The sequence below is a fragment of the Microbacterium paludicola genome (assembly GCF_039529675.1).
Taxonomy (GTDB): domain Bacteria; phylum Actinomycetota; class Actinomycetes; order Actinomycetales; family Microbacteriaceae; genus Microbacterium; species Microbacterium paludicola.
Genome location: NZ_BAAANG010000018.1, coordinates 141,720 through 155,841, shown reverse-complemented (window position 1 = coordinate 155,841; position 14,122 = coordinate 141,720). Strand labels below are relative to the sequence as shown.

Sequence of the window (14,122 nt, the reverse complement as noted above, 5' to 3'; positions counted from 1 at the left end):
TTCGGCTGATCACAAGTCGGTCACGGCCGCTGAGCGGAATCCGGGCCGGGGATCAGGATGCCCGGGTACCGTGGCGGCATGCGCGCCGCTCACCCGTCTTCCCTGCACCGTCTTCTGACTATCGGCAGCGCCGCGCTGTTGGTAATGCTCGGCGTGTTCGCGACGACGGCGCCGGCCACGGCCCACGATCGGTTGCTGACGTCCGATCCCTCAGACGGATCGACCGTCCAGAGCATGCCGGACGAGATCACACTGACCTTCGACGCCGCGGTCCAGTCCATCACGGAGAACGACACATACATCAATGTGCTCGCCCCGAGCGGCGAGAACCTTTCCACCGGGGCTGAATCGATCGACGGCGCCATTATTCGACAGCAGCTATCCCCCGCGACCGAGGCCGGTGCGTACACGGTCGAATGGCGCGCCGTTTCGAGCGATTCGCACCCGATTTCGGGAACCTACACGTTCACCGTCGAGTCGGCCTCCGCCGAGAGCGGCGCCGGGGCCGTGGCTCCGGAGAACGACGAGACGGCGACTCCCCCGCCGGCCAAGGGCGACGTGACTCCCACGCCGGTGAAGACCCCCTCCGCGTCGTCGACGACTCCCGCCGCCGATGACGAGGGCGACGGCGACGGCGACGGCGATGACCGTTCGTTCGGCGAGGTGCTGCCCTGGATCCTGCTCGGTGTCACGGGCATCGCGATCGTGGGCGCGCTGATCGCGATCCTCGCCTCGCGTGGCCGCGGCGACGATGACGACGAGAACCCCGGGACGGACCCCACCCCGCAGGGCTGAGGCCCTCGTCCGCGGCGCTAGGCTGGAGGACATGGCTCACTACGACGTCGTCATCCTCGGCGCGGGTCCCGGCGGTTACGTCGCGGCCGTGCGCAGCGCGCAGCTCGGACTCAATGTCGCGATCATCGAAGAGAAGTACTGGGGCGGCGTCTGCCTCAACGTCGGGTGCATCCCGTCGAAGGCGCTGCTGAAGAACGCGGAGATCGCTCACACCTTCACCCACAAGGCCGACCTGTTCGGCATCTCGGGTGACGTGCACTTCGACTTCGGCGCGGCGTTCGACCGCAGCCGCAAGGTCGCGGACACGCACGTCAAGGGCATCCACTTCCTGATGAAGAAGAACAAGGTCACCGAGTACGAGGGCCGCGGCACCTTCACCGGCCCGAAGGCGATCTCGGTCGCCAAGGCCGACGGCTCCACCGAGGAGGTCACGTTCGACAACGCGATCATCGCCACCGGCTCGAAGGTGCGCCTGCTGCCGGGCGTGCAGCTGAGCGACAACGTCGTGACCTACGAGGAGCAGATCCTCTCCCGCGAGCTTCCCGAGTCGATCGTCATCGTCGGCGCCGGCGCGATCGGCATGGAGTTCGCGTACGTGCTGTCGAACTACGGCGTGAAGGTCACGATCATCGAGTTCCTCGACCGCGCCCTGCCGAACGAGGACGCCGAGGTCTCCAAGGAGATCCAGAAGCAGTACAAGAAGTACGGAATCGACATCCTCACCTCGACCGCGGTCAAGACCGTCGAGGACAGCGGATCGTCCGTGCGCGTCACGTACGAGACGCGCGACGGCCAGCCCGGTGAGATCACCGCGGGCAAGGTGCTCATGTCGGTCGGCTTCGCCCCGAACATCGAGGGCTTCGGGCTCGAGAACACCGGCGTCAAGCTCACCGAGCGCGGTGCCATCGAGATCGACGACTACATGCGCACCAACGTCGAGGGCATCTACGCGATCGGCGACGTGACCGCCAAGCTGCAGCTCGCCCACGTGGCCGAGGCGCAGGCGGTCGTCGCCGCCGAGACCATCGGCAAGGCCGAGACGATGCCGCTGGGCGACTACCGGATGATGCCGCGCGCGACGTTCTGCTCGCCGCAGGTCGCCAGCTTCGGCCTCACCGAGGAGCAGGCGCGCGCCGAGGGTCGCGAGATCAAGGTCGCGAAGTTCCCGTTCAGCGCGAACGGCAAGGCGAACGGCCTCGGCGAGCCGGTCGGCTTCGTCAAGCTCATCGCCGACGCCGAGCACCTCGAGCTCATCGGCGCCCACCTCATCGGCCCGGACGTGTCCGAGCTGCTCCCCGAGCTCACGCTCGCGCAGAAGTGGGACCTCACCGCGGTCGAGGCCGCGCGCAACGTCCACACGCACCCGACCCTGTCGGAGACGCTGCAGGAGGGCTTCCACGGTCTGCAGGGGCACTTCATCAACATGTGACCCGCTCTTCACGACGACGGCCCCCGGATCGCTCCGGGGGCCTCGTTCGTCTGCGGGGTCAGCCGGCCGCGATGAGTCGCTGTGCGACGACGAGGTCGGGATCCGCCTCGCGCAGGTGCACGAGCAGATCATCGGCCGCGGCCTGGAGCTGCTCGTCCGTCATCGGGTCGAGCGCGTCGAGGATGAACAGCGCGCTCGCGGTCTCGTCGGTCAGGCGTGTGCGCCGGCCCTGACGCCAGTTCCACATGCGGCAGGTGACGCCGGCCTCGTCGCCCCAGACGACCTCGCCGGGAAGCGGATGCTCGACGACGTCCTGCCCGCCGGCGACGGTGTCGAACGGTTCGGCGCCGGTCGCCCTGGTGAGGCGCGGCGGGCCCTGATAGGCGGAGAGGTCCTCGCCGCCGAGCGGAAGGCGGTGCAGCACGCACACCGCGTTGTACACGTCGGTCAGGCGGTTCACCCGCGGCAGTCCGTCGCGCGCGGCGCGGCGCAGCAGCGCCTCGAGGCTGTTGCGCGTGCGCTGCGGCTTGGCCCCGAACGCACGGTATGCCTCGCGCCAGGCGGCCACGTGCGGCTCCTCCTCGACGGGCGCATCGACGACAGCGCCGCGTGCCGACTCCTCGGCGCGCGCGAGCAGCGCCTCGGATGCGGCATCGCCGGCGGCGGGGCGGATCCCGTCCACCGCGATCAGCAGCGCGCGGTAGTCGGGGCGCAGCGCGAACACCTCGGGCGCGACGAACGCGCCCGAGAGGATGCCCTGAAGGTCGATCCCCGTCACGTCAGCGGCCCAGGGCACGCGCGAGCTTCGACGCCGAGGTCGCCGAGCGCGCACCGGCCGCGAACGCGGCGTCCGTCACGGCCGCGAAGAACGCGTCGCGTGCCTCCGGGTCGGCGGGGGCGGCCGGTCCGAGCTCGACCTCCCATTCGTGCCACGCGCGGTTCTCCCCGGTGCGCAGGTCGATCGTGCGCACGGAGTCGTCGACGAACTCGGCGAGCACTCCCCCGTCCGCGTCGAGCAGCGCGTAGGCGGTGCGGTCGTTCAGGATCCGCGCGAGCGGATGCAGCGCCGTCGGCGTGTATTCGGCGATCTCCGTGGCGACCGCGGCGGGGACGTCGTCCCCGTCCGTGAGCGGCCAGTGAAGCTCGGTGCGACCGCCGTCCACGAGCGGGCCCTTGACGTGCCAGCCCTCGTCGGGGCCGCCCGTGCGACGCCGGAGCGCCACGCCGGCGCGCGCGAGCGCGAGGTCGTCGGTGTCGAGGTACAGCGCATCGAGGTGGCGGGGCTCGCCCTCCGTCACCGACACGACACCCGGCACCGCGCTCCAGTCGGGCACGGGCGTCCCGGCGTCCACATCGAACTTGCGCTCGATCTCGACCGAGCGCGACGGCCCGTCCGACGCGTGGAGATCCGCCGTCACTCGCCCGGCCGCACGTCGTCGTCGCCGGGCGTGACCTCCTGCGGCTCCGCGGCGAAGCGGAACTCGACCTCGGTCGGCCCGTCGTCCGAACCGGTGTTCGCCGCCGCGCCGGCGCGCTCGTAGACGAGCTGTCCCTCCGAGTAGGGCAGGATCAGCTGCTCGAGGTCGGGGGTCTCCAGGGGCAGGACCTGTCCATCGAGGGGTCCGCCGTTCAGTCGTGCGATAGCCATGTGCCTCACCCTAGCCCTCAGGCGTCGTGGCTCTCGCGGACTTGACGGAGGTCGTTCGTGCGCTCTGCGTCCTCGGCGTCACGCGCCTCGTTCAGCTCGGCGACCGCGGCCTGCACGGCGTGCTCCGCCCGGCGGACGCGCCGCTGCGCGAACGTCTCGGCCGCGAAGCGGGCATGCACCCGGTCGTGCTGCTCCTCGGCGCCGACGATGATGTACGCCGCCGCGATGAGGATGACCTGCGCCGACAGGTTCACCCACAGCAGCAGGGCGATGAGCGACGCGAAGGAGGCGAGCAGCGGGTTGCTTCCCGCGCCGCTCACGAACAGGCTCGACAGCTGCTGCAGCGCGACGAGGCCGATCGCGCCGATGATCGCGCCCGCCCACACCGCGCGCGGGGGCGCCTTCACGCCCGAGAGCATCCAGAACATGACGGCGATCATGATGGCGTCGAGGGCGAGGGTGACGAGGATGGTGATCGATCGCGTGAGCACGACCGAGAGGCCGGTCTCGCCCGCGCCGATCCAGTCGAGCACGGTGCCGACGAACGCGGAGCCGAGGAACGACGTGACGGCCGCCGCGAGCAGCAGCGCGCCGAGGATGACCGCGAACAGCAGGTCGCGCAGGAGGATGATGGGCGAACCGCTCGCGTGGGTCGTGCCGGCCATCATCCGGATCGCCGTGCGCAGGGCGCCGACGGCGCCGATCGCGGCCATGAGCAGACCGAGCAGCGAGATGATCCCGGCGAGGGTGAAGCTCGCGGGCTCCTTCAGCACGTCGGCGTCGATCAGCCCACCCTCGCCGACGAGGCCGGGGATGACGTTGTCGACCGAGTCGAGCAGCGCCTGCCACAGCTCGGGCTGTCCCACCAGCCAGATGGCGGCCACGGAGAAGCCGAGCAGCACGCCCGCGAAGATCGAGAACAGGGCGCGATAGGTCACGGCTCCGGCGAGCAGGGCGCCCTGCTGCTCGGAGTACAGCAGGAAGGCCCGTACCGGCTTGCGGGCGAGCGCCCACGCGATGAGGACCTTCAGCTTCGCCATGAGACCCGCCATGCGCTTCAGGCTAACGGGGACGGCGCGTGCCCCGCAGAGGTTGACACCGTCGCCCCGTCACGCCAGCAGCCCCGCCCAGGCGCCCACGATCATCCACGGGCCGAAGGCGATGTGCGTGTCTCGGCTCGCCCGCCCCGTCGCCAGCATCACGGTCGCGTGGATGCCGCCGAGCACGAACGCGGCGGCGGCACCGGCGGCGAGGTCCGTCCAGCCGTGCCAGCCGAGCAGCTGCCCGAGCAGCGCCGCGAGCTTCACGTCGCCACCGCCGAGCCCGGAGGGGAACAGCGCGCGCAGGGCGAGGTAGAAGACGAACAGCCCCAGCCCGCCGGCCGCGGCTCGCCCCAGCGATGCGGCATCGCCCGCGGTGACCGCTGCGAGGGAGAGCAGCGCGGCGAGTCCCAGCGAGGCGGGCAGCACGATCGCGTCGGGAAGCCGGTGATCGCGGATGTCGATCCGGATCAGGATGAGCGACACCGCGAACACGCCGGCGTGCGCGACCGCCAGCACCGCGTCGGATCCGCTCATCGCCGCTCCCCTCCTGCACGAGGCTAGGGAACCGGCGATCGCGGCGCGCAGCCCCTGTGGATAACCGCGCGCCGGGAGGTCAGAGGTCGATGATGTCGACGTTCACTGTGACCACGTCACCCTCCGAGAGCGACTCCGCATCGCGGACGGCCCGCTTGAGTGGGAGCGAGTAGCCGTCGCGCCCCGGGAAGATCGATGTGCGCCAGGTCGTGCCGCCGATCCGCGCTTCCACCCGCAGCGAGCCGAACCCGCGCGGCGGCGCCGGAAGCTCGCGGATATCGGCCGAGAGCTCCTCGGGGACGTGCACGAAGAACCAGGACTCGGTGCGGGCGTCCCACCGGACGACCTCCGACTCGAACGCGATCCGCACACCCATGACGCCAGGGTAGCGACCGCCTCCGACGTCACTCCCCCATGCGGTTGCGGGTGCGCATCGCGCGCTCGGCCTCGCGCTTGTCCTGACGCTCGCGCAGGGTCTGGCGCTTGTCGAACTCGCGCTTGCCCTTCGCGACGCCGAGCTCGACCTTCGCGCGCCCGTCGAGGAAGTAGAGCCGCAGCGGAACGAGCGTGTAGCCGCCGGCCGAGACCGCGTGGCTGAGCTTGACGATCTCCTCCTTGTGCAGGAGGAGCTTGCGGACGCGCTTGGACGAGTGGTTCGTCCACGTGCCCTGCGAGTACTCGGGGATGTGCACCGAGTCGAGCCAGGCCTCTCCCCCGTCGATGAAGGCGTAGCCATCGCTGAGGTTCGCGCGCCCCTGGCGCAGCGACTTCACCTCGGTGCCGGTGAGCACGAGACCGGCCTCGTACGTCTTCTCGATCGTGTACTCGTGGCGGGCGCGACGGTTCGTCGCGACGATCTTCTCGCCCTGCTCCTTCGGCATGTGCTCACCTCCTTCATCTGGCAGACAGCCCTCCATCCTATCCACAGGATGCAGAGCACCGCCCCTCCTGCGCGGCCCGCTGTGCAGCCAGGGCTGTGTGACGCGGTGTTTCCGCGGCTTTGCCCGCGCGCCGGGTCAACCGCTTCCATACATGCATGAGCAGGCAGATCCGATTCAACGCCTTCGACATGAACTGCGTCGCCCACCAGTCGTCGGGCCTCTGGCGTCACCCGAAGGACCGCTCGCGGCAGTACAACACCCTCGAGTACTGGACGGAGCTCGCCAAGCTGCTCGAGAGCGGCACCTTCGACGGCATCTTCATCGCCGATGTGCTCGGCACGTACGACGTCTACGGCGGCACGAACGAGGCCGCGATCCGCAACGGCGCGCAGGTGCCGGTGAACGACCCGATCCTGCTGGTCAGCGCGATGGCGCTCGTGACCGAGCACCTCGGCTTCGGCATCACCGCCGGCACCGCGTTCGAGCACCCCTACCCCTTCGCGCGCCGCCTGACGACGCTCGACCACCTCACCAAGGGCCGCGTCGGCTGGAACGTCGTCACCGGCTACCTGCCGAGCGCCGCGCGCAACATGGGCCAGCAGGACCAGATGCAGCACGACGACCGCTACGCCCACGCCGACGAATACGTCGAGGTGCTCTACAAGCTGTGGGAGGGCTCATGGGAGGACGACGCGGTCATCGAGGACCGCGAGAGCGGTGTCTTCACCGACCCCGCGAAGGTGCACGAGATCGGGCACGAGGGCCGCTACTTCACGGTGCCGGGCATCCACATCTCCGAGCCGTCGCCGCAGCGCACGCCCGTCATCTACCAGGCCGGCGCCTCGCCCCGCGGTGTGCGCTTCGCCGCCGAGAACGCGGAGGCGATCTTCGTCGCAGCACCGTCCAAGGAGGTGCTCGCCGGCACGGTCAAGCGCATCCGCGACGCCCTCCAGGCCGCCGGCCGCGACCGGTACGACGCCAAGATCTACACGCTGCTGACGGTGATCACCGCCGCGACGCACGAGGAGGCGGTCGCCAAGCACGCCGAGTACCTCGAGTACGCGAGCCCCGAGGGCGCGCTGACGTTCATGTCGGGCTGGATGGGCGTCGACCTCTCGCAGTACCGCGAGGACGAGCCCGTCGGCAACGTGGAGTCCAACGCGATCCAGTCGGTGCTTCAGCACCTGCAGGACGAGGCCGACCTGGGCCGCGAGTGGACCGTCGGCGACCTCGGCCGTCACAACGCGATCGGCGGCCTCGGGCCGACGATCGTCGGCTCGGGCGTGGAGATCGCCGACGAGCTGCAGTCGTGGGTCGAGGAGACCGACATCGACGGGTTCAACCTCGCGTACGCCGTCACCCCCGCCACGTGGGAGGACGTCATCGAGCACGTCGTCCCCGTGCTGCGCGAGCGGGGCGTCTACCCCGAGGGCTACACGGAGGGCACGCTGCGGCAGAAGCTCCACGGTGCCGGCGACCGCGTGAAGGACACCCACCGCGCCGCGCGCTACCGGATCGGCGCCTCTCTGCCCGCCTGACGAGACCGGCAGCTGTGGGCGCCGCGCACGCGTGGAATGCTTGCAGCATGACGGACACTTCGGCGACGGCGGTCTTCGACGCCCTCGTGGCGGACATCACGCAGCACTACGGCCGCGGACGGATCCTGGTCGCGATCGAGGGACCGTCCGCGGAGGCGACCGCGCGCTTCGCGGACGACCTCGCCGGCGCGATCCGGGCGCAGGGCCGATCGGCGAACCGGGCGAGCGCGCACGGCGACGCCTACCGGCCGGACGAGGACGACACCGCCCTGCGCGCGACGCTGGCGGAGTTCCGCAAGGAGGACGGCGACGGCTACCTGCTCGTCGACGGCCGGTTCCTGCTGAGCCCCCGCCTGCGCGGAGCCTGGCACTTCCGCGTCTGGCTGGAGGGCGATGTGCCGCTCTCCCCCGAGTCGTACGCGGAACAGGTCAAGTACGTGCGCGACGAGGCGCCGCGCGGCCAGGCCGACGCGATCTTCGACGTCACGACCCCTGACGCGCCGAAGCGGATCTGGTCGGACAGCTGCTGAGCGGCTACGCCCGCAGCCAGCGCCGGATCGCGAAGCCCGCCGACAGGGCAGCGAGCACCACGCCGACGAGCACGATCACGGGGACCACGAGCAGCGCCTCCCCCAGACCGACCCACGGGATCGTGCCCATGCGCTCGGTCAGGTAGCCCTCGACGCCGAACTTCACGCCGAGCAGCACCGCACCGCTGGCGAGCAGCGATCCGATCAGTGCCGCGACCACACCCTCCAGCACGAACGGCGTCTGGATGAAGCGGTTCGAGGCACCGACGAGGCGCATGATCCCGACCTCACGGCGTCGGGCGTAGGCCGAGAGCCGGATGGTCGTGGAGATCAGCAGCACCGCCGAGATCAGCATGAGTCCTGCGACGCCGACCGCCATGTAGGTCGCGATCGTCAGGGCCGAGAACAGCGGATCGAGGTACTGCAGCTGGTCGGTGATCTGCTCCACGCCCTCCACGCCGCTGAACGCCTCGACGATCACGTCGGACCGGGTGGGATCGAGCAGGTTGACGTGGAACACGGCGCTCGTCTGCTCCTCCGTGAACACCGTGGCGTTCTCCGGGAAGTTCTCGACCAGCGACTCGTACGCCTCGGCGGGCGTCTGATACGAGAACTCGCGGATCAGGGGGGAGAGCGTCGGCCCCTGCAGTTCGCCCTGCACCGCCGCGATCTGCTCCTCCGTGGCGACGCCGCCGGTGCAGGTCTCTGTGTTCGAGATCGACGAGCACATGTAGACGTCGACCTGCGCGCGGTCCTGGAAGTAGTCGCGCATCGTGGCGATCTGCGCCTGCATCAGGATCGCGGCGCCCACGAACGTGAGCGACACGAAGGTGACGAGGATCACCGACACGACCATCGACGCGTTGCGCCGCAGTCCCGTCAGCACCTCGGACAGGATCAGTCCCAGCCTCATGACGTCGGACCCACCTCGTCGTCGTTCGCCCGGAGCCCCAGACGATCCGCCATGCCGAGCTCCTCGATGTCGACGTGCTCCGTGCGCGGCGCGGGCTTCTCGTCCGCGGCCGGCTCGTCGGCGGGCTCATCCGCGAACGGGCCCTCCGGCTCGGCGGGCTCATCCTGCGGGAAGGGATCGGGCTCCGCGGGGGCCGGCTCATCCGCCATCAGGTCGGCGAACGTCTTCTCCTTGGCGGCCTCGACGGCCTCGGCCGACGGCTGGGCGTCGGGGGTCTGCGCAGGAAGCGGGTCGATCGCCCCGGTGGGGTTGCTCGTGACCTCGCGCTGCAGCTCCAACACCGCGGTGAGCGCGGCGACCGCGGCCGCCCCACGCTCGACCTGCGGCTCGAGCGTCTTGATCCCCGACCGGTCGCCGTAGCCGCCGTGCCGCTCGTCGCGCATCAGCTTGCCGTCCTTCAGCTCGATCACGCGGCGCTGCATCTGGTCGACGAACGTCGCCTCGTGCGTGGCACAGAGGATGGTCGTGCCCGACGCGTTGATCCGCTCGAGCAGCATCATGATGTCGACCGACGTCGCGGGGTCGAGGTTTCCGGTCGGCTCGTCGGCCAGCAACACCTGAGGGCGGTTCACGAGCGCACGCGCGATCGCGACGCGCTGCTGCTCGCCACCCGAGAGCTCGTGCGGCAGGCGCTTGGCCTTGTCGGCGAGACCCACGAGCTCGAGGGCCTCGGGCACCGCCTGCTTGATGAAGGCGCGGGAGGAGCCGATCACCTGCAGCGTGAACGCCACGTTCTGGAACACCGTCTTGGACGGCAGCAGCCGGAAGTCCTGGAAGACGGAGCCGATGTGGCGCCGGAAGTACGGCGTGCGGCGGTTGGAGAGGGTCTTCGTGTCGCGGCCGAGCACGACGACGCGGCCGTCGCTGGGCGTGTCCTCGCGCAGGATGAGGCGCAGGCAGGACGACTTGCCCGAACCGGATGCGCCGACGAGGAAGACGAACTCCCCGCGCTGGACCTCGAAGTCGACATCATCGAGGGCCGGTCGGGCGGTCCCTCGGTATCGCTTGGTGACGTGTTCGAACCGGATCATGGCGTACCGAGACTATGCGCCGCCTCCCGCGACGCGGGGAGCGACACCCTGTCCGCCCGGACCGGCCGGGCGGACAGGGAGCGGCCGTCTCAGTGCATGTCCTCCAGCTCGACGCCCTTCGTCTCGCGCACCTTCCGCCAGACGAACACGAGCGATCCGGCGGCGCACAGGGCGTAGAGGCCGTAGGCGAACGACAGGCCGACGCCACTCAGCACCGGGAAGGTGGTGGAGACGATGAAGTTCGCGATCCACTGGGCCGCGGCGGCGACCGCGAGCGCGCTCGCGCGCACCCGGTTGGGGAACATCTCACCGAGCAGCACCCACACGACCGGGCCCCACGTGGCGCCGAAGCCGATGACGAACAGGTTCGCCGAGAACAGCGCCACGAGCGACCACGGCGCCTGCAGCTCCACCTCGCCGCCCGACACCTGCGCGAACGAGAACGCCAGCGCCATCGTGCCGAGCGCGACCGTCATGATGCTCGAGCCGACGAGCAGCAGCGTGCGCCGGCCGACACGGTCGACGAGGAGGATCGCCACGATCGTGGCGAGGATGTTGATGACGGAGGTGATCACCGACGTCATCAGTGCGCTCGACTCGTCGAAGCCGACCGAGCGCCACAGCGTCGTGGAGTAGTAGAAGATCACGTTGATCCCGACGAACTGCTGGAACACCGACAGCAGGATGCCGACCCAGACGATGGGCCGCAGCCCGAGCGCGCTGCCGCGCAGGTCGCGCAGCGACTCCTTCTCCTCCGACTCGAGCGAGTCGCGGATCTGCTGGATCTTCAGGTTCACGTCCTTGGCGCCGGTGAAGTCCAGCAGCACCTGCGACGCCTTGTCGTAGTCGCCCCGCAGCACCAGGTACCGCGGCGACTCGGGCAGGCGCAGCGACATGAGACCGTACACGACCGCGGGGATCGCCGCGACCATGAACATCCAGCGCCATGCGGGCAGCCCCAGCCACAGCACCTCGGCCGCGCCGCCGGAGAGCCATGCGAGCAGCGCGTTCGACAGCAGCGCCGCGAAGATTCCGGACACGATGGCGAGCTGCTGCAGAGAGCCCAGCCGGCCGCGGATCTGCGCGGGCGATACCTCGGCGATGTAGGCCGGCGCGATGACGGACGCCGCTCCGACGCCCAGGCCGCCGATCACACGCCACACGATCAGGTCGACCACGCCGAACGCGAGGCCCGATCCGATCGCGGACACGAGGAACAGCACCGCGGCCACCAGCATCACCGGCACCCGGCCCCAGCGGTTCGCCAGGGAGCCGGCGAACCAGGCCCCGAGGGCGCAGCCCAGCAGCGCGCTCGACACCGCGAAGCCCTTCAGCGCCGCCGACAGCGCGAGCTCGCCCGCGAGGGCGTCGACCCCGCCGTTGATCACCGCCGTGTCGAAGCCGAACAGGAATCCGCCGAGCGCGGCGGCGATGGCGATGCCTGTGACCCGGGCGTTGACACGTCGGTACGTCGTCTCCGTCAGCCCTCGAGCGTATGCAACGTCCCGCCGTGCGGAGGCCGCCGCGGAGGGTCTCCGCACCCCCGGGCGTGTCAGCTGCGCAGGGCGAGGGTGAACGGGAGCACGGCCGTGGCGCCCGCGCGGCGAAGCTCGCGGGCGGCGAGCGTGAGGGTCCAGCGGCTGTCGGCGAGGTCGTCGACGAGCAGCACCGGCCCCGCGGGGACCTGCAGCCCCGTGGCGTCGAGCCGGCCGTGGAGGTCGGCCACGCGGAAGGCGCTGTTGCCGCCGGGGCGTCCGGCGGGCGCCGCGGGATCCAGGGCGAGCTCGCCGAGGTATGTGAGCCTGCCCGTCTGCGCGAGGCCGCGCGCGAGCGAGCCGACCAGGCGCGGGTGCGTGCGGGACGGCACGGCGACCACTGCGACGGGACGCTCATCCCAGCCCCACTCGGCGAGCACGCGCACGCAGGCGTCGAACATCCGCGGCGGCACCTCCTGGTCGGGCGCTCCGGCGCGGAACAGCTCGCGCAGCGCCCCGCCCCAGCCGAGGTCGGTGAGGCGCGCCAGGGCTCGGCCCTCGGCGGCCTGCTCCTCCGCGGGGATGCGTCCCTTCAGCGGGATCCCCAGCCGGTCGAGGCCGGACGGCCACTGCCGGCGCGACTCGATCGGCACGCCGACGCGGTCGAGCGCCGAGGCGGCGGACTGGGCGACGTCCTGCGACAGCTCGGCGCTGAGCCAGGGGCCCGCGCAGTTGTCGCAGCGCCCGCAGGGGACGGCGGTGTCGTCGTCGAGCCGACGCTGCAGGAACTCCATCCGGCAGCCGGTTGTGGTCTGGTAGGCGAGCATGTCGTCCTGCTCGGCCCGTCGCTCGGCGGCGATCCGGCCGTAGCGCTCGGCGTCGTACGTCCACGGGGCGCCCGTCGCGACCCACCCGCCCTTCTCGCGACGCACCGCGCCGTCGACGTCGAGCACCTTGAGCAGCAGCTCGAGCGGCGTGCGGCGGATGTCGACGATCGCCTCGAGCGCGGCGGTCGACAGCGGCCCCGCCGACGAGCCGAGGGCGGCGAGCACCCGATCGGCGCGGTCGCGATCGGGCATCGACGCGGTCGCGAAGTAGTGCCAGATGTCCTTGTCCTCCGGCCCGGGAAGCAGCACGACATCGGCGGACTCGGTCGCACGCCCCGCGCGACCGACCTGCTGGTAATACGCGACGGGCGAGGACGGTGCGCCGAGGTGGAGAACGAAACCGAGGTCGGGCTTGTCGAAGCCCATGCCGAGCGCGCTCGTCGCGACGAGCGCCTTGACCTCGTTTCGCTTGAGCAGCGCCTCCGACTCCTCCCGCTCGTCCGCGTCGCTCTGACCGGTGTACGCCCGCACCGCATGCCCGTGCTCGCGCAGCAGCCGCGCGGTGTCGACCGCGGCCGCGACGGTGAGCGTGTAGATGATGCCGGATCCGGGAAGGTCGTCGAGGTGGCTCAGCAGCCACGCGAGCCGCGCCGTCGCATCCGGCAGCCGCAGCACGCCGAGCCGCAGCGAGGCGCGCGCGAGCGGGCCGCGGATGGTGGTGACGCCCTCCGCGCCGAGCTGGTCGACGACGTCGGCGACGACGCGGCTGTTGGCCGTCGCGGTGGTCGCGAGCACCGGCACCGACGGCGGCATCTGCGCGATGAGGTCCCGCAGCCGGCGGTAATCGGGGCGGAAGTCGTGGCCCCAGTCACTGATGCAGTGCGCCTCGTCGACCACGAGCATCCCGATCCGGCGCACGAGGGCGGGCAGCTGCTCGTCGCGGAACGTGGGGTTGTTCAGCCGCTCGGGCGAGACAAGCAGCACGTCGACCTCGTCGGCCTCGAGCCGGGCGAGCACCTCGCCCCACTCGTGCGCGTTCGTCGAGTTGATCGCGACGGCCCGGACGCCCGCGCGCTCGGCGGCCGCGATCTGGTCGCGCATGAGCGCGAGCAGCGGCGACACGAGGATCGTCGGGCCCGCGCCCTGGTCGCGCAGCAGCCGCGTGGCGACGAAGTAGACGGCCGACTTGCCCCATCCGGTCCGCTGCACGACGAGCGCCCGGCGCCGTCCGCCCACCAGGGCCTCGATCGCCTCGTACTGTCCGTCGTGGAAGACCGCGTCGTCGCGCCCCACGAGGCGGCGGAGGGCGGCAAGCGCCTGGGGGCGGAGATCGTCGGTCATGACCCCAGCCTCGCAGGCGCCGCCGACATCCAGCGGCACTCCTCCACAGGCTCGTGCGGCAGACTGGACAGGATGTT

At 70.9% G+C, this 14,122-nt stretch carries 15 protein-coding genes; 4 read left to right on the top strand and 11 right to left on the bottom strand.

The annotated features are described in order from the left end of the window. Positions 1-57 precede the first annotated feature (57 nt). On the top strand, positions 58-795 hold the full coding sequence (locus ABD161_RS09080) for a copper resistance CopC family protein (protein WP_344001715.1): 738 nt from the start codon (positions 58-60) through the stop codon (positions 793-795). 31 nt (positions 796-826) lie between these two features. Then, positions 827-2,224 (top strand): dihydrolipoyl dehydrogenase, encoded by a 1,398-nt coding sequence (gene lpdA / locus ABD161_RS09075; RefSeq protein ID WP_135112822.1) that lies wholly within the window; start codon positions 827-829, stop codon positions 2,222-2,224. Positions 2,225-2,282: 58 nt separating this feature from the next. On the opposite strand, the gene ABD161_RS09070 is transcribed toward lpdA, so the two are convergent. The 7 genes from ABD161_RS09070 to smpB all read right to left on the bottom strand — a co-directional run bounded on the left by ABD161_RS09070 (position 2,283) and on the right by smpB (position 6,330). Continuing rightward, positions 2,283-3,020: a B3/B4 domain-containing protein gene (locus ABD161_RS09070; RefSeq protein WP_425560846.1), complete on the bottom strand. Its 738-nt coding sequence runs from the start codon at positions 3,018-3,020 to the stop codon at positions 2,283-2,285. Continuing rightward, positions 3,004-3,642 (bottom strand): CYTH domain-containing protein, encoded by a 639-nt coding sequence (locus ABD161_RS09065; RefSeq protein WP_135112820.1) that lies wholly within the window; start codon positions 3,640-3,642, stop codon positions 3,004-3,006. Before ABD161_RS09065 ends, ABD161_RS09070 begins: the two co-directional genes overlap by 17 nt. Continuing rightward, positions 3,639-3,872 carry a response regulator gene (locus ABD161_RS09060; protein ID WP_135112818.1) on the bottom strand — a complete coding sequence of 78 codons (234 nt, stop codon included), beginning with the start codon at positions 3,870-3,872 and terminating at the stop codon, positions 3,639-3,641. Before ABD161_RS09060 ends, ABD161_RS09065 begins: the two co-directional genes overlap by 4 nt. 17 nt (positions 3,873-3,889) lie before the next feature. Beyond that, entirely contained in the window at positions 3,890-4,924 is a 1,035-nt protein-coding gene (locus tag ABD161_RS09055; RefSeq protein ID WP_344001711.1) for a YihY/virulence factor BrkB family protein, read from the bottom strand. Positions 4,925-4,981: 57 nt separating this feature from the next. After that, the gene (locus ABD161_RS09050; RefSeq protein ID WP_344001709.1) at positions 4,982-5,449 is read right to left on the bottom strand and encodes a prepilin peptidase; all 468 of its coding nucleotides are present in this window, start codon (positions 5,447-5,449) and stop codon (positions 4,982-4,984) included. 79 nt (positions 5,450-5,528) lie between these two features. Continuing rightward, positions 5,529-5,825, bottom strand: a complete 297-nt coding sequence (locus ABD161_RS09045; protein WP_167760688.1) for a DUF1905 domain-containing protein — start codon at positions 5,823-5,825, stop codon at positions 5,529-5,531. Between the two features lie 28 nt (positions 5,826-5,853). Beyond that, positions 5,854-6,330 carry an SsrA-binding protein SmpB gene (gene smpB / locus ABD161_RS09040; protein ID WP_135112814.1) on the bottom strand — a complete coding sequence of 159 codons (477 nt, stop codon included), beginning with the start codon at positions 6,328-6,330 and terminating at the stop codon, positions 5,854-5,856. A 155-nt stretch (positions 6,331-6,485) separates the two neighbouring features. Between smpB and ABD161_RS09035 the strand changes: the two genes are divergently transcribed. Continuing rightward, positions 6,486-7,868 carry an LLM class flavin-dependent oxidoreductase gene (locus ABD161_RS09035; protein ID WP_344001705.1) on the top strand — a complete coding sequence of 461 codons (1,383 nt, stop codon included), beginning with the start codon at positions 6,486-6,488 and terminating at the stop codon, positions 7,866-7,868. Between the two features lie 47 nt (positions 7,869-7,915). Continuing rightward, entirely contained in the window at positions 7,916-8,398 is a 483-nt protein-coding gene (locus ABD161_RS09030; protein WP_344001703.1) for a nucleoside/nucleotide kinase family protein, read from the top strand. A gap of 4 nt (positions 8,399-8,402) precedes the next feature. On the opposite strand, the gene ftsX is transcribed toward ABD161_RS09030, so the two are convergent. The 4 genes from ftsX to ABD161_RS09010 all read right to left on the bottom strand — a co-directional run bounded on the left by ftsX (position 8,403) and on the right by ABD161_RS09010 (position 14,045). After that, entirely contained in the window at positions 8,403-9,311 is a 909-nt protein-coding gene (gene ftsX / locus ABD161_RS09025) for a permease-like cell division protein FtsX (RefSeq protein WP_135112808.1), read from the bottom strand. After that, positions 9,308-10,402, bottom strand: a complete 1,095-nt coding sequence (gene ftsE, locus ABD161_RS09020) for a cell division ATP-binding protein FtsE (protein ID WP_344001700.1) — start codon at positions 10,400-10,402, stop codon at positions 9,308-9,310. The genes ftsX and ftsE overlap by 4 nt, the downstream gene beginning before the upstream one ends. A gap of 89 nt (positions 10,403-10,491) precedes the next feature. Next, the gene (locus ABD161_RS09015; protein WP_344001903.1) at positions 10,492-11,886 is read right to left on the bottom strand and encodes a sugar porter family MFS transporter; all 1,395 of its coding nucleotides are present in this window, start codon (positions 11,884-11,886) and stop codon (positions 10,492-10,494) included. A 68-nt stretch (positions 11,887-11,954) separates the two neighbouring features. Continuing rightward, on the bottom strand, positions 11,955-14,045 hold the full coding sequence (locus tag ABD161_RS09010) for a RecQ family ATP-dependent DNA helicase (protein ID WP_344001699.1): 2,091 nt from the start codon (positions 14,043-14,045) through the stop codon (positions 11,955-11,957). Between the last annotated feature and the right edge of the window lie 77 nt (positions 14,046-14,122).

Bases quoted from the DNA above. Each gene is read 5' to 3' on its own strand.
- ABD161_RS09080 (WP_344001715.1), top strand. From the start codon at position 58: ATGCCCGGGTACCGTGGCGGCATGCGCGCCGCTCACCCGTCTTCCCTG.
- lpdA (WP_135112822.1), top strand. From the start codon at position 827: ATGGCTCACTACGACGTCGTCATCCTCGGCGCGGGTCCCGGCGGTTAC.
- ABD161_RS09060 (WP_135112818.1), bottom strand. From the start codon at position 3,872: ATGGCTATCGCACGACTGAACGGCGGACCCCTCGATGGACAGGTCCTG.
- ABD161_RS09055 (WP_344001711.1), bottom strand. From the start codon at position 4,924: ATGGCGGGTCTCATGGCGAAGCTGAAGGTCCTCATCGCGTGGGCGCTC.
- ABD161_RS09050 (WP_344001709.1), bottom strand. From the start codon at position 5,449: ATGAGCGGATCCGACGCGGTGCTGGCGGTCGCGCACGCCGGCGTGTTC.
- ABD161_RS09045 (WP_167760688.1), bottom strand. From the start codon at position 5,825: ATGGGTGTGCGGATCGCGTTCGAGTCGGAGGTCGTCCGGTGGGACGCC.
- smpB (WP_135112814.1), bottom strand. From the start codon at position 6,330: ATGCCGAAGGAGCAGGGCGAGAAGATCGTCGCGACGAACCGTCGCGCC.
- ABD161_RS09035 (WP_344001705.1), top strand. From the start codon at position 6,486: ATGAGCAGGCAGATCCGATTCAACGCCTTCGACATGAACTGCGTCGCC.
- ABD161_RS09030 (WP_344001703.1), top strand. From the start codon at position 7,916: ATGACGGACACTTCGGCGACGGCGGTCTTCGACGCCCTCGTGGCGGAC.
- ftsX (WP_135112808.1), bottom strand. From the start codon at position 9,311: ATGAGGCTGGGACTGATCCTGTCCGAGGTGCTGACGGGACTGCGGCGC.
- ftsE (WP_344001700.1), bottom strand. From the start codon at position 10,402: ATGATCCGGTTCGAACACGTCACCAAGCGATACCGAGGGACCGCCCGA.
- ABD161_RS09010 (WP_344001699.1), bottom strand. From the start codon at position 14,045: ATGACCGACGATCTCCGCCCCCAGGCGCTTGCCGCCCTCCGCCGCCTC.